Source organism: Neptuniibacter marinus (assembly GCF_001597725.1).
Lineage (GTDB): Bacteria > Pseudomonadota > Gammaproteobacteria > Pseudomonadales > Balneatricaceae > Neptuniibacter > Neptuniibacter marinus.
The window spans coordinates 23,384-41,547 of record NZ_LUTR01000022.1; the positions used below are offsets into that span (position 1 = coordinate 23,384).

Sequence of the window (18,164 nt, forward strand, 5' to 3'; positions counted from 1 at the left end):
AGGATTTTCTTTTAGCCCTCTTTATCTTTGTTAAATGAGTTTATTATGAAAAAAATAGCGATTTATTTGTCAGTTTTATTTGCCATTTTTAGTTTTAATGCTGTGCTTGCGGGTGGCGTCCCATCGTCAGACGGTGCATCTGATGACGAGAGTTCAATACCCGTTGATTTAACTGATTCAGAACGAATTGAAGAAGGTAAAGGGATTTTCCACTCGACTTGTGCGGATTATTGTCATGGACATGAGCCTGATTTATTTATTGGCAGAGGAGATGATTTAGAACCTAAATATATCTATCAAACTATTTTTAATGGCGGACAGGGTGCAACGCCGATGCCTCCTTGGGGCGAAGTTTTTAGTGAGGATGAGATCTGGTCGCTAGTCTCATATATAAAGTACTTAGGTGCAATAGATGAGTTGTAGCTAAGAAGTTCCTTTTGTTGTTAAGAACACCCGCATAACCAGTGGGTGTTTTAATGCTTTCGCTTCTCTATCTATTCTGCTTTTGTATCTTTATCTTTTTAAATCATGAAATACAGCTCAGAGATTGTATTTTCTTTTATTAAAAAGTTGTTTGCTAATGGCATTATCTCTTGTTCTGATCTTGTCGAATGCCCTGTAAAAATAACGCTAACCTCAGTTCCGGCTTACGTGCCTGTGTCAGACATTCTGTGTGTCGACTGATCTTTGGTTACTATAAAAAGGCAACCTAGTAGAGAGTGGTATGTTAAACTAACGCGCTTTAAACCTTCACTTATTAGGTCGATTTAGGGGTGAGCGCGTTGTTGTATAATGTTGTAATTATTGGTGCTGGTGCATCGGGATTGATGTGCGCTGCAACAGCCGGTTATCGGGGGCGATCAGTACTTGTTTTAGAACATACGGCGAAGATTGGTCGTAAAATTCTTATGTCCGGTGGTGGGCGCTGTAACTTCACCAATATGCATAATTCCCCAGCTAATTTCATCTCCCAGAACCCACATTTTTGCAAATCTGCCTTAAGTCGTTATAAAGCACAAGATTTTATCGACCTAGTGGATCGTCATGGGGTTGAGTATCACGAGAAGACCTTAGGTCAGCTTTTCTGCAATGAGTCCAGTAAAGAGATTCTTCAAGTGCTATTGACTGAGTGCGAATGGGCCGGTGTTGAGATAAAAACAGAAACAACTGTGATTTCTGTAGAGCAAAGTGGTAAAGGCTGGGTTCTGACAACGTCAAATGGGAAAATAAATTCTGAATCTGTTGTTATTGCGACAGGTGGGCTGTCGATCCCTAACGGTGGCGCGACCAGTTTTGCATATGATCTGGCCGTGCAGTACTCACTTCAGGTACTGCCGCGCGTCGCTTCATTGGTACCTTTTACTTTGCAGCCAAAAGATAAAGAGGTACTGAAAGAGCTGTCTGGCGTATCTCATTTAATCCAAGCAAGTGTGACTGATAAAAAAGGCATCAAAACGAGCTTTATTGAGATGATGTTGTTTACTCATCGAGGCTTGAGTGGGCCCGCTATTTTACAAATTTCTAACTATTGGCATCCCGGTGACGATGTTGAGTTAGACCTGTTTCCTGAACTTGATTTATTAGAATGGCTAAAAGAGCAGCGTAGTGCACGTCCAAAGGCGGAAATAACCACTATCATGGCTCAACAAATGAGTAAGCGTATGGCGCAAATTTTATGCGCTAAGTTTGAATTAAGTGGGGTAATGGGCTCGTTTTCTAATAAACAGCTCGAGATGATTAATGACGCTTTTCGTCGTTGGACGATTAAACCTTCGGGTACTGAAGGCTATAGAACTGCTGAGGTTACACTGGGTGGTATCGATACTAATGAGATCAATCAAAAAACTATGCAAGCGAAAAAAGTACCAGGACTTTATTTCGTTGGCGAGTGTTTAGATGTCACTGGCCATCTAGGAGGGCATAATTTTCAATGGGCATGGGCTTCAGGTTTTGCTGCAGGGCAAGTGGTTTAAGTGTATCGAATCCAACCCCTTTGACCTGTTATGGTCTGGGTCAACTATCGTATTAATAATAGATTAACTTCAACTCATCAATCATTCTTACCGCTACTTGAGCGATAAATGGGGGAAGGGTTATTAAGTCGTTTTTATGACTTGTTATCCCTAACCTTAATAAACTACGCCTCTTCTTAAGTCGTCTTTAACGTCCTTGTTTATCTTTTGTGCAATGTGCGTTTTTGTGTGCCAATCTCTTTGGAACATAGTGTCGCACGAACTGTGTCAGCCTATTTTCTTTAGTCGATTCTTAAAACTGCATATCTATTTTAATTCTTATAAATCAATATGTTACATCATAAAGGTGCTTGTGGCATGACGTTTGCCTTGGTTAGAGTAGATTTTATTGCGTTGTTAAACAGTTTTGAATATTTGGGAGCTTGAGATGATACCTAGCCAAGAACAAGAAAAATGGATGTATAAACACATGCTCATTAGCCGTTTTTTTGAAGAAGCTATTGAGAAAATTTATATGGAGGGCAAATCGCCAGCATTCAATATGGCTAATGGCCCAATTCCTGGTGAAATGCACCTTTCTAACGGTCAGGAACCTTGCGCAGTTGGTGTGTGCGCACACCTAAATGCTGAAGATATAGTGACCTCTACCCACCGTCCCCACCATGTTGCTATTGCTAAAGGTGTTGATCTTAAGGGGATGGCTGCTGAGATATTTGGCAAAACAACAGGGTTAAGTGGTGGCCGTGGCGGTCATATGCATATTTTTGATCCGGCGGTTAATTTCTCTTGCTCTGGCATTATTGGTCAAAGTGTTGGTCCTGCCGTAGGTGCCGCTCTATCACGTGTTATGCAGCAGAAAAGCGGTATTGCCGTTGCTTACTTAGGTGAAGGTGCTGCTAACCAAGGGGCATTCCATGAAGCGCTCAATATGGCGGGTGTTTGGAAGCTTCCAGTTATTTTTATTATTGAGGATAACTCTTGGGGTATCTCTGTCTCCAAGCGTGCAAGTACAGCGGTTGAACGTAACTCTGATCGTGCAGCTTCTTACGGAATGCCAGGAGAATTTATTCCAGGAAACGACCCCGTTGAAATATTTAAGACGGTTGGCTTGGCAGTTGATCGTGCTCGCAGTGGTCTTGGTCCCACATTGATTGAAATAGAAACTTCTCGTCTAGCAGGTCACTTTATGGGGGATGGCGAAGCTTATCGTCCAGCGGGGGAGAAAGAAGCCCTAATGAAAGTCGATCCAATTCCTGTGATGAAAGCGCGTTTAACTGACGTCTACAACTGGAGCGATGAAGACGATGCAGAGCTTGTGTCCGATGCGCATAGAGTTGTTGATGAGGCGATCAAATTCGCACGTGATAGCGAGTATCCAGCACCTGAAGAAGCAATGGAAAAAGTATTTGTCTAAGGCGATATGTAAAGCCCTAAAGGTCAGGACTAAGGTTTAGGAGATAGAGATGACTCAAGTAAAAGAAAAAGAACGTAAGTTGACGATTGCGCGAGCAATGGCTGAAGCGATTGCACAAGAGATGCGTACCGATGAAAAAGTATTTGTTATGGGTGAAGATATCGGTGAGCTGGGTGGCGTATTTGGTAATACGCGAGGTCTGTATAAAGAGTTTGGCCCAGTTCGTGTACGTGATACGCCCATTTCAGAAACGGCCTTTATCGGTGCTGCAGTAGGTGCTGCATCGGATGGTATGAAGCCTGTTGTGGAATTGATGTTTGTTGATTTCTTTGGTGTGTGTTTTGACGCTATCTACAACATGATGGCAAAAAACACTTACTTTTCTGGTGGTAATGTCACTGTGCCGATGGTATTGATGACTTCTACAGGTGGCGGTTATTCCGATGCAGGCCAGCATTCCCAGTGTGTACATGCCACCTTTGCGCATCTGCCGGGCATGAAAGTGGTTGCCCCCTCTAATGCTTATGATGCCAAAGGAATGATGGTCGCGGCTATTCGAGATCCTAACCCTGTTGTCTTTATGTTTCATAAAGCATTGCAAGGCATGGGGTGGTTGGGTACAGAAAAAGACGCCATCGTCCATGTGCCTGAAGCTGATTATGAAGTGCCATTAGGCAAAGCGGTTGTTACGCGACCTGGGACAGATGTCACAATCGTTGGTATCACATCCGGTGTTCATTATGGGCTAAAGGCCGCACGTATCTTAGAAGAACAAGGTGTCAGTGCAGAGGTGCTCGACCTCAGATCATTAGTGCCGCTTGATCGTGATGCAGTGATTGAATCAGTGAAAAAGACAGGTCGTTTAATTGTTGTGGATGAGGATTACCACAGTTACGGCATGACGGGCGAAATTATTGCCACGGTTGTTGAGGCGGGTGTTCCGTTGAAGGCCGCACCGCAGCGAGTTGCATATCCTGATATTCCAATTCCGTTTACCCCGCCAATGGAACAGTGGGCGCTTCCAAGCCCAGAAAAAATTATCGAAGCTTTTAACAAAATGAAGGAAGTATAAACAATGACCGATGTAATCGTTCCAGTAGATCTATGGGAAGAAGACTCTGAAGCAGTAATCACTTCTTGGTTGGCCAGTGATGGAGGAGATGTAAGTGAAGGAGATGTGATTGCTGAGCTTATGGTAGAAAAAATTCAGTATGAACTTCTAGCGCCAGCAAGTGGCAAACTAAGCCTTATTAGTGATGCAGATGATGTTGTCGAAAAGGGCCAGAAAGTCGCCACGATAGGATAAGGTATTGAATATGGTTTTTTGTATAACGTATTAATATAAAAAACCGAACATGCTTTTTGAGGCGTTAGCTTCTGGTGTATGAATTGAGGTTTGTCGTAGTTTTTATAGTGGACCTTTGTTTAGGTGGTTTTTGCCTCAAAGAGCAGACCTATGTGTATTTAATTAATAAAAGTTTAGTGAGTTTGATTCGGAGGTAATGAGGTTATCTGTTCTGAGTGGCATTTATCGAAACTGATTGTTCTAGGTGGTGAGGAAGTCGAGCACATTTTTATGTGCTGAGTACCGACACCCCTTGTTTTATCTCGTTTTCTTTCAAAGAAAGGGCGATTTACATTACTTCGGAACGTTAACTTCAATGAAGCAATTTTACCCGTGAGTATTCGCTTAGGCGTTGTCTGAAGCGAAAAAAACTCTAACTAAGGAGATAATAAAAATGAAATTTAGACGGTCAAGCCTAAGTATGCATATGCTTATGGCAGCTTCGCTTCTTACGTTTATGCCAGCACAGGCATCAGACAGAATTATTACGGATAAGGAGCTTTCTGATGAGTCAAATACAACTGATTGGCTTGCTTACGGGCGAACGCACTCTGAGCAGAGGTTTAGTCCTCTTAAAGATATTAATGTAGATAATGTTAGTCAGCTAAAGCCTGAATGGTATGCGCCTTTACCTGATCGGTCTGATATGGTTGGGACGCCATTGGTTGTTGATGGTGTTATGTATTATGTAGGTGAAATGAATAAAACCCGTGCGTTCGATGCGCGTACAGGAAAAATGCTTTGGGAATATGATCCACAAGTTGCCAAAGAGATTGCCGACAATAATATGAAAAAAGTATTTTGGAAGCATAACCGTGGCCTGTCGACTTATGGCGATAAGCTATTTATTGCAACGTGGGATGGCCGTCTAATTGCGATTACAAGAAAAGATGGTAAGGAAGTTTGGCAAACCCGAACATTTGATCATGACCAACCGCTTAATATTACAGGTCACCCTAAAGCTTTTGATGGCAAGGTGTTTGTTGGTAATGGGGGAACTGAGTTAGGCCCAATGCGTGGCTATGTGACTGCCTATGATGCAGAAACAGGCGAACAAGTTTGGCGTTTTTACATTGTTCCTGGAAACCCTGCAGATGGGTTTGAAGATGCAGCTCAGGAAAGAGCAGCTAAAACATGGAGCGGCAAGTGGTGGGAAAACGGTGGTGGCGGTAACGCTTGGCATGGTTGGACTTACGATGAGAAGTATAATCAGCTGATCTTCGGTACTGGTAACGGCGGCCCTTGGAATATTAAAGTCCGTAGCCCTGAAGGTGGCGATAATCTGTACCTTTGTTCTGTTGTAGCAGTAGATGCTGATACGGGTGAATATAAGTGGCATGTCCAAACGGCACCTGGCGACACATGGGACTATAACTCCAACATGGATATAGTCTTAGCTGATCTGGAAATTGATGGAAAAGACGTTGATGCCGTGTTGCATGCGCCTAAAAACGGTTTTTTCTATACCATTGATCGCTCAAATGGCAAGGTTCTTTCTGCTGAAAAATTTACAGATGCTAACTGGTCAACTAAATATGACCTAAAAGAGCAACGCCATATTGTTGCTGAAAATGCTCGCTACCTTGATGGTGAGAAAAATATTTACCCTTCAGCATTTGGTGCCCATTCTTGGCATGCAATGTCTTATAACCCCGAATTAAATCTCGCTTTCATTCCCACTAACCATTTGGGGAATACTTTTAAAGATGGCGGCAAGAATACGAAAACTGGTCATAAGATGAAGAGCCATAAGCTGTATTTGGGCTTAAGTGGTTGGGAGTTGACGAAAGATCCTCATGAATCTCGGGGCTCTTTGCAGGCCTGGGATCCAGTTAAAAATGAGCGTGTTTGGCAAGTGAACCAAAAAAGCCCGTGGGGTGGTGGCACCTTGACTACAGCGGGTAACTTAATTTTCCAGGGTCTGCCTGATGGTATGTTTAAAGCTTATGATGCGCGCACAGGTGATGTTCTTTGGTCTTATGACGTAGGTCTGGGTATCTCTGCACCGCCAATTACTTATAAGCTGGATGGTAAGCAGATGGTTTCTCTTCTAGTGGGGCCTGGTGGTGCATTAGCTTCTAACTTTGGTGGCTCTGGCGAACTCGGCTTTGAGGGGCACGGTTGGAAATACGGCTTGCATGAGCGTCGTATAATGACCTTTTCGCTTGACGGGAAAGCGCTAATTCCAGAACAGCCGGCACCACAACTTGCCAAGCCAATCTTAGACGAGAAGTTTGAGGTTGATGCTAAGAAAGCGGATGTGGGTGCGGGTGTGTTTGCAGAAAACTTGTGTGTCGCTTGTCATGGTGGTGGAGCGGTTGCCGGTATGAAAGCTCCTGACCTGCGTGAGTCCCCGATTCTGCTCAAAGGTAATGAAGAGTTGTTTGAGAGAGTTGTCCGTGGTGGTGCGCTGCTCGTTAATGGCATGCCTAAATTCCCTGATTTAACCGATGCAGAGTTAGAAAGCATTCGCCATTTCGTTCGTAGACAAGCGCACGATGGCGTGAAATCAGGAGGAGGGCACTAGGCATAACGTTTATTCAAACGTCAAACGAATCCCTTAGGTTGATGAGACCGACAAGCGATAAAGTTTGAAATACATATAAAGCCTGAATCTGCGTGAAGAAAATAGGTGCTCTAGTTAGTACCTCATCACAAAGGATTCGGGCTTTTTTGTTTTAATTTGTCGAAATTGCAGTGTTTGAAATGGTAGTGGGATCCCGTCCCGTTTAACTATATATGCGTCTATGCCTCATAGCAGAAGCTTTCTGGAACACACTGTAGCAGTCTGTGAATCACCTTGACCTTAGCTAAGTGTTTTAAATAACTTGGCTATTCAAAATAATCCATATAAAACAATGAGATAGCTTATGGCATGCTGTTTGCTTTTATGGAATATAACTCTGGTACGTGTTTAAGCAATAACACAGATGTTGGGAGCTTGAGATGATACCTAGCCAAGAACAAGAAAAATGGATTTATAAACACATGCTCATTAGCCGGTTTTTTGAGGAAACTATTGAGACGATTTATATGGAAGAAAAACCACCTGTCAATATGGCTAATCACTCTCTCCCCAGCGGAATACGTTTTTCTAATGATCAAAAATCATGTGCAGTTGATGTATGTACCCTCCTTAACGCTGACGATATTGTTACCTCTACAGTGCAGCTTGATTGTGAAGCATTGATTGAGCCAGTGAAAAAGGAAGGTCGTTTAATTGTTGTCGATGAGGATTATCACAGTTATGGCATGAGCGGTGAAATTATTGCCATTGTCGTTGATGCCGGAGTGCCATTGAAAGCAGCGCCGCAGCGAGTTATAACCCAATTCCGTTTACCCCGCCAATGGAACAGTGGGCGCTTCCAAGCCCAGAAAAAATTATCGAAGCTTTTAACAAAATGAAGGAAGTATAAACAATGACCGATGTAATCGTTCCAGTAGATCTATGGGAAGAAGACTCTGAAGCAGTAATCACTTCTTGGTTGGCCAGTGATGGAGGAGATGTAAGTGAAGGAGATGTGATTGCTGAGCTTATGGTAGAAAAAATTCAGTATGAACTTTTAGCCCCAGCAAGCGGCAAACTAAGCCTCATTAGTGATGCGGATGATGTTGTCGAAAAAGGCCAGAAAGTTGCCACGATAGGATAAGGTTTAGGAGATCCAGATGATAGATTCAGATGCAGATACAATTAAAATAACGCCCCTTAAAGGTTTGAGAGGCATGATAGCGAATAACATGCGACGTAGTCTTGATGAAGCAGCACAGCTGACACATCACGCCGTATGTTCAGTTGAAAATATGTGGTTACGTAAAGAAAAAATGGCAGAGCAGGGAGTGAATATCTCCATTGAAGACCTGCTAGCCGATTACCTTGTTCGTACACTTAAAAAGCATCCAACAATGAATGGGCGTATTGAAGATGGAGAGATACGTGTTTATCGCAATATTGATTTGAGTTTTGCAATTGGCTTGCCCGGGGGGAAATTGATGGCCCCAGCTGTATTTGCTGCGGACCAAAAAGATCTCCAAGAGCGAGCTCTAGCACGACGTGATGCTTTGCAACGAGCTAAAACTGGAGGTCTGACTGTATCTGAAATGACGGGTGGTACCTTTACATTGACTAATATCGGTCGAAGTCGAGTTAGGTTTTTTACGCCTATTATCAATTTGCCTCAATTAGCTATTTTAGGGGTAGGTGAAACTTATACCGATTTAGTTATTGATAATGGTCAGTTATCTGAAAAAAGAATGATGGGGTTATCGCTGACGTTTGACCATCGTGCAATTGATGGTGCACCTGCCGCGGACTTCCTATCTGACCTTTGTCAGGAAATTGAAAGTGAATAGCTTGGTAAAGGCTGATTATAGGCGTATAGCGAAGATTAAAGTCCCTACGCCTATGCATATCTCCTCTGGTCTGGATCTTGAGCAAAGCTTACTGGATCAGGTTCTTAAAGGGGACGCGCAGTGTGGCTATGCGCTTTGGCGAAGTAAGCAGGCATTAGTGGTTCCTAAAAGTGCGACTCATCGTGATAACTTTAAACAGGCCTGTGATTTTTGTGCAGAACAGGGGTGGCCGGTCGTTGTAAGAAGTACTGGAGGGGAGCTAACACCGCAAAGTGAAGGCTTTATTAATCTCTCTATTGTTTTAAAGTGCAAGAAAGGTCAGTTAAGCATTAAAGAGAGCTATCAAGTTATCTGTCAAGCGATTATTCAATGGTTAGCCGAACAGAATATAACGGGCAGTTGTTCCTCTATTGATGGTGCTTTTTGTGATGGCGACTTTAATGTTGTTGTCGATGGCCAAAAGTTAGTAGGTACTGCGCAGCGGTGGAAAAAAATCACAGATCCTGCAGTAAGAGAAGATGGCAGTGATATGGCTTTGTTGATGCACGCGGTTATTTTATGCGATGGTGACTTGTCGTCCATGTGGAATATATCAAATGCTTTTTATAAAACCTGTAATTTGAAGCCATTCATTATCGATAATAAACATATTTCGCTTTCTCAACTACTTAATAGTGGGGGAGAGGGATTTGTTATAAAAATGCTTGATGGTTTGGATTTGTCTTTAAGTAAATATATTGATGAATTTTCTGAAAATCATTTTAAATAAATATTCAATAAACTTTTCTTTTTACTGTGAGGTAGAGAATTGGAGCTATTATGAATAAAAATAAAAAAACATTATTATCATCATTTGGAAAATCTGATAATCACTGTTCCGATCGTAGAAATTTTTTAGCTAAATCGGGTAAATTAGCGTTAGGGGCTTCAGCAGTTGTTGTCGGTGGCGGTTTATTTTCTCCAAATAGTTTTGCCGCTCAAAAAATAGGCAATGATGCAAATACAACTTTATTAAAACTTGCGCGTGATATTTATCCTCACGATACATTGGAAGATAAATATTATGTACAAGTAATGTCACCAATGGCTGAAGCTGCAGAGAAAGATGCTGAGCTTTTTTCGCTATTAGAAGATGGGGTTAAATTATTAGATAAAACCTCAGTTGAAAAATATGGTGTAGCGTTTACTCAAATTAAATCTGAACAGGAACGTGTCGTTGTTCTTAAAATGCTAGAACCTACCCCGTTCTTCCAGAAGATCAAAGGTGCCTTGATGATGGGCATTTATAACAATCCAGAGATATGGCCGCTTTTTGGTTTTGGTGGTTCTGCTTGGGAAAAAGGCGGTTATATCAACCGCGGTTATGATGCAATCGATTGGCTTTGAGCAACGGGAGAATAAGTATGTCTGCAAAATTTGATTTAAATGATGATAGCTTGGTAGTAATCATAGGTTCTGGTGCTGGTGGCGGCACATTAGCGAATGAGCTTGCGCAGAAAGGTATTCGTTCTGTTGTTCTTGAAGCAGGTAAACGCTTTAAAATGGATGATATAGAAAACGATGAATGGAAGATGTTTGGAAAAATCTCGTGGCTGGATAAACGCTATGTGGTTGGACCTGCACGAATTGCTGAAGATTTTCCAAACTTACCTGCTTGGATAGTAAAAGGGGTAGGTGGTGCTACTATGCATTGGGCCGGTGTAGCGATGCGTTTTCAGGAACATGAGTTCAAAATGAAAACGACCAACGGTACGGTGCCAGGAGCCAATGTTTTAGATTGGCCTATATCGCTTAAAGAAATGGAACCATATTACGTCAAGGCAGAGAAAAAAATGGGCGTCTGTGGTACCGAAGCTACAGGCATGCCTTATCACGGTAAAAGTAGTCATTACAAAGTGGTTGCTGAAGGGGCTAAACGTATTGGAGCTCGTTGTGAACAGGCTAAGTTAGCGATCAATACGGAAGTGCGTGATGGTCGTCCACCTTGTCAGGTTAATGGTTTCTGTATGCAAGGCTGTCGTATTGGTGCGAAATGGTCAACCATGTATACAGAGATTCCAAAAGCGGAAGCGACCGGTAATGTTGAAGTCCGCCCTCAATCTATGGTGCTTCGTATTGAGCATGACAAAACAGGTAAAGTCACTGGTGTTCTATATGCTGATAAAGATGGAAATCAGCAGCTGCAAAAAGCTCGAATTGTTGCGGTAGCGGGTAACTCAATTGAATCGCCACGTATGCTTCTTAACTCTGAATCCTCTATGTTCCCTGATGGTTTAGCTAACTCCTCTGGTCAAGTGGGTCAAAATTATATGACCCATACAACTGGTGGTGTTTATGCAGAATTTGAAAAGCCCGTACATATGTATAAAAGTACCGTTGTGCCGGGTATTGTGCATGAATGGAAGGATAATGATCCAACACGTGGGCACCTTGCAGGCTATGAATTAGAAATCCTTCATTTAGGTTTACCTTTCATGTCAGCGTTCCTTAATCCTGGTAAAGGTGGCTGGGGACGAGAATTAGCGGATTCACTTGCTAATTATGGCAACATGGCAGGTTTTTGGATCTGTGGTGAGGATATGGCGGTTGAATCAAACAATATAACGTTGCATGCAACTGAAAAAGATCAGTACGGTTTACCTGTACCCGTTGTTTATAAAACAGACCATATTAATGATACGCGTATGCGTAACCATGCATACGATCGATCAAAAGAGTTGTTCGATGCGGTTGGGGCACTGAAAGTGAATAACTTACCTCCGTACCCTGCGAGCCATAATATGGGTACAAACCGTATGAGTGAGCATGCACGTGATGGTGTAGTTAACCGTTGGGGGCAAGCCCATGATATTAAAAACCTGTTTGTATCAGATGGTAGTCAGTTTACCTCGAGTGGCACTGAAAACCCGACGTTGACCATTGTCGCGTTGGCAATAAGACAGGCTGACTACATTGCTGATCAGATGAAGCGTAAAGAGATCTAAGTTTTTTGACATTCCTATAGACCCTTTAGCACGCCTTATGGCGTGCTTTTTTATGTTTGTGCTTTCCTTATTGTATCTATTCTTTGATCTTTCGATAATGTTTATAAGACTAGGCGTCCATACAAATAATTGTTGACGTTTACTCTGTTTTACACAGACGTAGTATCTACGCCTCACTCACTTTCTTGTATCTCGTCATTCTCTTTGAAAAGTTAATTTGCCTAGAGAATATTTGGCGTTGGATATGAGGGGAGCTAGGGCATTAATAAGGAGTATGGAAGGTGTTAAAAAAAACCGGCGACGTTTAGGCACCGGTTTTTAGTGAGCCATATTTAACAAAGGCTAGCTTCATAGCTTGGGGGCGACGAAGTTAGTCAAGCTAGACTCTTACGTTTAGGATGTTTGAAGAGCCGCGACGTTTAAACGCTTACCTTCAAATTCAAGGTTTACACTAAACAAACGCTAATGCTTGGGGAACAAAGTGATTGTTTTAGCTACCTGAGTATCCTGACGTATTGCGGGAACGGTGACGTTTAAACACCGATATCCCTAATAGAGTTTTAGTGATTGCTTACCGCTTGGGGGCGAAAAACCAGATCAATAAAACCCTATTTCTAGCAGTAAACATCAGAGACGTTTAAACACTGATGTTTAACTGAGCCTCTGTACCTTACGATAAGTTCATGCTGTGAAAGTTATGAACATAGCGTATCTACATAGGCTTCTAGAACTGGAAAAACTAGCGGAGCTGATCTCGCTAGTTTTTGGTCGGGGTTATGGCTAAGCAGATGGCTCAGAAGGGGGTGAGAAATCTGCTCAGCGATATTTAGCCCCTGTTTCTCTTAGAAAGCGAAGTTAACACCAATGTTGACCAGTGTTGTTTTTTCGCCCACTGGTGCTGGAGTCGCTACAATAGAAGTTGCATATTGTGAAACAGTGCTCATGCCTGCATCGGAATCGACATAAGCCATTTGAGCGTACATGGTTGTAGAGTCACCCATAGTGTACTCATTACTAAGTACTAAAGACTTAGTTTCTGCACTTGTTGTAGGTGCATTATCTTCATTGATATAGTACGCAACGGTGGCTGTGTGTTTTGCCGCCCATTTCCAATCGACACCCATGCCTAGGGCATCAAGATCAAGGATTTCGTTGCCATTTTGATCGTTATTCTCAGTGTTCATGTAGTTAATCTTAAAAGTAAGATCACCCAAGTTGTAGGCCGCACCGGTTGCCCAGCTGGTGACTACATCTTCACCTGTTTGTTGGTCATGCATATTCTGGAATGAACCAGACAGTGAAAGTGGGCCAGTTGTGTAAGCCGCGCCGATCGCAATTACGTCACCATCTTTTTGTGAACCTTCTTGGCCACCAAAAGAGTACAGAACACCAAAATCTAAGCCATTGATGTTGTTACGGTATTGAATCGCATTTTTGAAGAAAATACCGACATCATTGTTGGCATTACGGCCACCGGAACCTGCGTTGTTGATAGTGGAGAAGTATTGGCTGTAGGCCCAAGCGTACAGGTTGGAGAACTGCTCTTTAAAGATGCGTGGTTCCGTTGCAAGGTGGGCAAGTAGTGCTGGCCCATATTGGCGACCTGCGATGACGGTACCCCAATCGCCTGTCAAACCTAAGTTAGCTTGACGACGAAAAAGAATGTCGCCACTGCCATCATCAGCATCCGCTGTTGTAGTGTCACCTGTACCATGGAACATACCTGTATCTAGGTCAAAATGAGCTTCAAGGTTAAAGAACGCCTCCATGTCGTTATCTAAACTGCGGCTGCCTTTAAAGCCAATAACGGTCTGGCGCAAGCCACTTGTTTCAACGCCAACTTTTTCATTTCCGTTCGTAGTGACATTATCTTGTGCGAGAATACCTATATCTAAAATACCGTACATAGATAATTTAGTAGAATCTGTTTCACCGATAAGAATATCAGCAGATACAGTGCTTGCAGTGGTGGATAGAAGAATCGCTGCTGTCAGCGCCTTAATAGGGCTGACCGTGCCAAGCTGAGCTTGGGATACCTTCTTAGCGTTCATATAATTACTCCCCAGTGGAATTTTATAATTAGATTTATCAACGGGATTTCACTCAGAGTTCTTTTTAATCGCTCCAATGTGAAATTGGCTTATCATCAATTCATAGGGGGAAAAGCATTTTATGTGCCAATAGATTTTTATTTTGAGTGTTTTTTTTAGTAAAAATTGTTATTTTTCAATTGTTTATATTGTTTTTTTGAGGGTGTTGAATTTTTTTTGTTTTGATCATTATAAAATGATGGAGCGTAGTGTTTTTTTGGGGGAGTGGAGAGTTCTTTTGTTTTATTTATTAATATATATCAATGGGTTATATTATTTATCAAATAGCTACAGGCACTTAGTAAGAATGACTTCTTGATTATTTTTAAGAAAAATTTTGAGTGGAGTAAAAAAATAAGATTATTAGTTATTTTTTAAGATTATTGAAACAGTTTGTTTCAGAAATTGAATCACATTGTTTCGTTAGTCCGAAGCTTGATACAAAACTATTTTATTTGATTTTTTCTATATAGCTAGAAAATAACCATTTTAGGATAGGTCAATACAGATGCTTAGATTGGATTTTATTGTGTATCTATAGGCGTGAACCTGCTTTGCATTAATGGTCCCTGTGATTCTGGGTGGTATTCGCATGTTAGCTGTGACTTGTTTGGTCGATTTGTCGCATTAGATCGATACGGTATGTTGCATAAACAAAATTTTAAAAATAAATAGATTGATATTATTCCTATATATCAATTAGTTATGTTTTTGGTATCCATTTTGCTATTTACTCTTATGTTAGTAATGACGCTCTACTCTAGCTTAGTGAATGCTGTCGCTTAAGCTATTCGCTCGATATATCGCAAGTAGTGTCTCTTCTTACCCATCTCCCTTCAGGGTTTTTGCGATATATCGAGTATTTTTTTATGAGGCATAGTTTCAACTACTGATCATTTATCTCTCTTTTTAATACTTCCCTGTACTACTATAGCTGTGACAGTTTGAGGATGATTAACTAGTGCTGATGGTGGTCTTTGTTGTTCCCCTGTTACTGCTAGGACTAAAAGAAGGCTAAGCATTTTCCTAGCTAGCGGTTTAATCGGCGTTGGGTAAAGCTATTTTTGGTTTTTATTGAACCTTGTGTAATGTTATTGAGAATAGTAATGGCCATTTAATGATTCATTTTCCAAGTAAATATTTTTAAACAGATTCGGGCACTAACTCTAATATGAATGCGAATGAAGATATTGTCTAAGGGGCAATGTATAGCCGTTCGTGTCTTTTTTGTTGATTGGTACTCAAGCTGATGCCATTGACTTATTTGAACAGTTGAAAACTACCGCAATGTCATTAATGAAAATAGCGAATGAGTTACGATGGGTGAATTCGGGTTCATTGACGGGTCTTGGCGAAATTTTCATTGTTAGTTTCACAATTAGGCTCCTCAATTGTATTTAAGTGACGTTATTCTTTTACTTCTAACGATACGAATAAAACCGTGGTGGGGTAGTTTGATAATGTTGATTTGAATCTGATGTTGTCTGTCATTACCGATAATTTGTTAAGCAGTATTCGTCTTCTGAACAATAGGAGTCACTTATTAGTAGAAAAGTAATTCCTGAGTTTATCGTAAACAAGGAAAGTTTTAAAAAATAATTAGCGGCTCCCCTTATCTTGGTTACGGATTTTAAGTTGGCAGTTGACTATACCAAAAATTACTAAAGCAACTTATAAAAAAGGTCGTCCAGTGGTAGGGATGGCGACAGAGGAAAATAATATTCACCCATAAAGCGTTAGTGAGTTTGTTTGATCCGGTTGAATTGACGAAAGGGAAGAGTGGTAAGTATTGCCATAATAAGGAATACCTTATTGGAGCGAATTAAGGTGTAATTATCTTTATGCCTAGGTTACTAGCAAACGGAGTATTCAGCTCATGCATTTTTATATGGGTATCCCTTCCCGTTTAAACGCTGTATTTCGTTAGTAAGGTCAATATTAGTTACACATGGTTCTTTATTTAATTAAGCAGTTTCTTTGGGTACGCTTAATTGTTTTTCTACTTCACACTTTTTCTATATAAAAATAAAAGCTTTTAATAACTTTTATGTGAGGGTTCGCATTAATATTTTTAGCATAAACTTACTAATCTGAGTGAAAATGGTTGAGTTTCCATACGGGATATAAATGCTTGATATAATAAGTAAGAAGGCAATGCTGAAAACTATTATTTCATAATCATCACTGATGAATAATTTATGATCACTACTTTTACCCTTAATGTAGACAATATAGGGGTAAAAGTAATGATATAAAAATGTATCAGACAATTTTTTACTGCTATTTATCCACAATACTCAAGATCAAAAGCTGTTATTAATCGGGATTTACAGTTCACTTATTATAGCGTTCATTTTTTTGAGGTAAACGCTTTCCGGAATAACGCCTTGCTCGTAAAGTGATTTCACCTTTTTAAGTCGGGCTTCTACGGAGTTTGCATTAGGAGAAGGAGCTGTTGTTGCAACAGAGGCTTTTTGTGTTGCCTTTTCTAAGCGCTGTAGACGTTCTTCTATGGCCGATTCTTTCTCGTCCTGTTTGTTTTTCTGATTTTCGGATAGGTATTTATTTTGTATAACTTCTGTTGGATTCTGCGGCTGAAGGTAATCGTATTTATGATCTAAGTTTACACTTAACCAATCGTTACGGTTATTAACCCTGGTTGCTCCGGGGAAGGTTTTGAGCTTCCATGCGTGATCTGTTTCTTCTGTTATATCGCCTGTTGAAAGCTTAAAGTGAGATAGTTCAACATTTGAAGCAAAGCGGCTGTTACTAACGCCTTCTCCTGAGCGTATATATTTTTTGTGTAGGTCTACATGAATTTCACCAAAAAGCAGGTTCAGTGCATCACCTTGGACAAAGGCTGTTCCACTGATAGATAAACGCTTATCACCAAAATAGATGCTTCTTAAGTCCGAAATAGAGAATGTAATCGCTTCATTTTTGGAGGCTTTTTGTAATGCATCACTTATACCTTGGGCGAGAATATCAATCTCTTTATCTGTGAAAACACGTCTTTCCTTACTACTCGAGCTGGTGGATATAATAGAGGTCAAGCTTGTTTTTTGTTTTTCTTGAATTTCAAGATGGCTAAGAATTCTAGCGACCTTTTGGGAGTTTAATTGGTAGGGATGGGTTGCGTTTGCAGCAGTTGGTTGAGAGCTGATTCCTATATAGTCAGTACCATCTTTCCAAAGTATTTCTGTCGCAGCTTGGCTATTAGTGAAAGATAGTGAGAGAGCAGGTATCAACATAAGTTTAATTAAAGTGGCACGATTCACGGCATTATTCCTTATTATCTTTTTAGTTTTACCTCATAACGCAAAAGGTATGCCACAGCGATCAATGAATATGCAATATACGCTCTAAGGGTGGGACTGGTGAAATGCATTGGGGTCGCCCTATGCGAAAAAGTAAAGAGAGCAGATTTTTGAGTATATATAGGCAGTGGCGTGTTGTAGTAGCGCCACAGGTGTTATTTGTTTTGCTACACTTGTTGTATTCTTGTTTCGCTGCCTAGTTTGTATGTTTTTGTTGTCTAATTTTACTCTTTTTTGACTTCCTGTTTTTTTATTAAGGCATTGTTTTTAAAGCTGTTTTTGTTTTTTTATTAGTCATTTTTATTGTTTTTAGTTGTCGTTTTTTCCTTTCAAGTTAGTCCATTAAACTTATAATTGCATCACGCTTTTTTTATATAATCATTGTAAATCAATAGGTTACATTTTTTCTGTGTTTGTTTGTCTCTTTGGCTCACCCTTTGCAGTTTTATGAGAGGTTGGTTATGAAGCGTAGGCTATTTTTAAATTTTATGCTTATGGATGTGTTACAGCAATTGGTGCTATGGAAGGGTTTTAGTAGTACTGAGATGGTTGTGAGCTTTTTAAAAGTGACCAAGTAATACGCATTTTTACGCTTTATAAAAAATAGAAAAACCGATGAGTGTTACTACTAAGTAATTAATTGTGGTAATTCCTAGAGTTGGGCGAGCAGTTTACTTTTTATGCTTTCCTT

The 18,164-nt window shown here is 40.8% G+C and carries 14 protein-coding genes; 12 read left to right on the forward strand and 2 right to left on the reverse strand.

Translation table 11 applies throughout. The annotated features are described in order from the left end of the window. Window positions 1-45 precede the first annotated feature (45 nt). The 12 genes from A3774_RS13225 to A3774_RS13280 all read left to right on the forward strand — a co-directional run bounded on the left by A3774_RS13225 (window position 46) and on the right by A3774_RS13280 (window position 12,066). The gene (locus A3774_RS13225; protein ID WP_067868470.1) at window positions 46-423 is read left to right on the forward strand and encodes a c-type cytochrome; all 378 of its coding nucleotides are present in this window, start codon (window positions 46-48) and stop codon (window positions 421-423) included. 359 nt (window positions 424-782) lie between these two features. Further along, window positions 783-1,973: a BaiN/RdsA family NAD(P)/FAD-dependent oxidoreductase gene (locus A3774_RS13230; RefSeq protein ID WP_075107976.1), complete on the forward strand. Its 1,191-nt coding sequence runs from the start codon at window positions 783-785 to the stop codon at window positions 1,971-1,973. A gap of 427 nt (window positions 1,974-2,400) precedes the next feature. Further along, window positions 2,401-3,387: a thiamine pyrophosphate-dependent dehydrogenase E1 component subunit alpha gene (locus A3774_RS13235; protein ID WP_067868418.1), complete on the forward strand. Its 987-nt coding sequence runs from the start codon at window positions 2,401-2,403 to the stop codon at window positions 3,385-3,387. A gap of 49 nt (window positions 3,388-3,436) precedes the next feature. Further along, window positions 3,437-4,459, forward strand: coding sequence for an alpha-ketoacid dehydrogenase subunit beta (locus A3774_RS13240; protein ID WP_075107975.1), 1,023 nt, complete (start codon window positions 3,437-3,439; stop codon window positions 4,457-4,459). 3 nt (window positions 4,460-4,462) lie between these two features. Then, window positions 4,463-4,693: a biotin/lipoyl-containing protein gene (locus A3774_RS13245; RefSeq protein WP_067868421.1), complete on the forward strand. Its 231-nt coding sequence runs from the start codon at window positions 4,463-4,465 to the stop codon at window positions 4,691-4,693. Window positions 4,694-5,126: 433 nt separating this feature from the next. Next, complete coding sequence (locus A3774_RS13250; RefSeq protein WP_067868424.1) at window positions 5,127-7,259, forward strand: PQQ-dependent dehydrogenase, methanol/ethanol family; 2,133 nt, start codon at window positions 5,127-5,129, stop codon at window positions 7,257-7,259. A 419-nt stretch (window positions 7,260-7,678) separates the two neighbouring features. Then, entirely contained in the window at window positions 7,679-8,137 is a 459-nt protein-coding gene (locus A3774_RS13255; RefSeq protein ID WP_067868428.1) for a hypothetical protein, read from the forward strand. A 14-nt stretch (window positions 8,138-8,151) separates the two neighbouring features. Continuing rightward, window positions 8,152-8,382 (forward strand): biotin/lipoyl-containing protein, encoded by a 231-nt coding sequence (locus A3774_RS13260; protein ID WP_067868421.1) that lies wholly within the window; start codon window positions 8,152-8,154, stop codon window positions 8,380-8,382. Between the two features lie 16 nt (window positions 8,383-8,398). Continuing rightward, entirely contained in the window at window positions 8,399-9,082 is a 684-nt protein-coding gene (locus A3774_RS13265) for a 2-oxo acid dehydrogenase subunit E2 (RefSeq protein ID WP_067868431.1), read from the forward strand. Then, window positions 9,075-9,851: a lipoate--protein ligase family protein gene (locus A3774_RS13270; RefSeq protein WP_067868433.1), complete on the forward strand. Its 777-nt coding sequence runs from the start codon at window positions 9,075-9,077 to the stop codon at window positions 9,849-9,851. Before A3774_RS13265 ends, A3774_RS13270 begins: the two co-directional genes overlap by 8 nt. Before the next feature lie 50 nt (window positions 9,852-9,901). Next, window positions 9,902-10,468 (forward strand): Twin-arginine translocation pathway signal, encoded by a 567-nt coding sequence (locus A3774_RS13275; protein ID WP_067868436.1) that lies wholly within the window; start codon window positions 9,902-9,904, stop codon window positions 10,466-10,468. A 17-nt stretch (window positions 10,469-10,485) separates the two neighbouring features. Next, a complete protein-coding gene (locus tag A3774_RS13280) occupies window positions 10,486-12,066 on the forward strand; it encodes a GMC family oxidoreductase (RefSeq protein ID WP_067868439.1) in 1,581 nt (526 codons plus the stop codon). Between the two features lie 842 nt (window positions 12,067-12,908). Here A3774_RS13280 and A3774_RS13285 read toward each other — a convergent pair. Together A3774_RS13285 and A3774_RS13290 are read right to left on the reverse strand one after the other, a co-directional pair. After that, window positions 12,909-14,117 carry a porin gene (locus tag A3774_RS13285; protein WP_082792441.1) on the reverse strand — a complete coding sequence of 403 codons (1,209 nt, stop codon included), beginning with the start codon at window positions 14,115-14,117 and terminating at the stop codon, window positions 12,909-12,911. 2,366 nt (window positions 14,118-16,483) lie between these two features. Beyond that, window positions 16,484-17,434: a hypothetical protein gene (locus A3774_RS13290; protein ID WP_067868442.1), complete on the reverse strand. Its 951-nt coding sequence runs from the start codon at window positions 17,432-17,434 to the stop codon at window positions 16,484-16,486. Window positions 17,435-18,164: the final 730 nt, after the last annotated feature.

Coding starts and splice junctions, on each gene's coding strand:
- A3774_RS13225 (WP_067868470.1), top strand. CDS start 46: ATGAAAAAAATAGCGATTTATTTGTCAGTTTTATTTGCCATTTTTAGT.
- A3774_RS13235 (WP_067868418.1), top strand. CDS start 2,401: ATGATACCTAGCCAAGAACAAGAAAAATGGATGTATAAACACATGCTC.
- A3774_RS13240 (WP_075107975.1), top strand. CDS start 3,437: ATGACTCAAGTAAAAGAAAAAGAACGTAAGTTGACGATTGCGCGAGCA.
- A3774_RS13245 (WP_067868421.1), top strand. CDS start 4,463: ATGACCGATGTAATCGTTCCAGTAGATCTATGGGAAGAAGACTCTGAA.
- A3774_RS13250 (WP_067868424.1), top strand. CDS start 5,127: ATGAAATTTAGACGGTCAAGCCTAAGTATGCATATGCTTATGGCAGCT.
- A3774_RS13255 (WP_067868428.1), top strand. CDS start 7,679: ATGATACCTAGCCAAGAACAAGAAAAATGGATTTATAAACACATGCTC.
- A3774_RS13260 (WP_067868421.1), top strand. CDS start 8,152: ATGACCGATGTAATCGTTCCAGTAGATCTATGGGAAGAAGACTCTGAA.
- A3774_RS13265 (WP_067868431.1), top strand. CDS start 8,399: ATGATAGATTCAGATGCAGATACAATTAAAATAACGCCCCTTAAAGGT.
- A3774_RS13275 (WP_067868436.1), top strand. CDS start 9,902: ATGAATAAAAATAAAAAAACATTATTATCATCATTTGGAAAATCTGAT.
- A3774_RS13280 (WP_067868439.1), top strand. CDS start 10,486: ATGTCTGCAAAATTTGATTTAAATGATGATAGCTTGGTAGTAATCATA.
- A3774_RS13285 (WP_082792441.1), bottom strand. CDS start 14,117: ATGAACGCTAAGAAGGTATCCCAAGCTCAGCTTGGCACGGTCAGCCCT.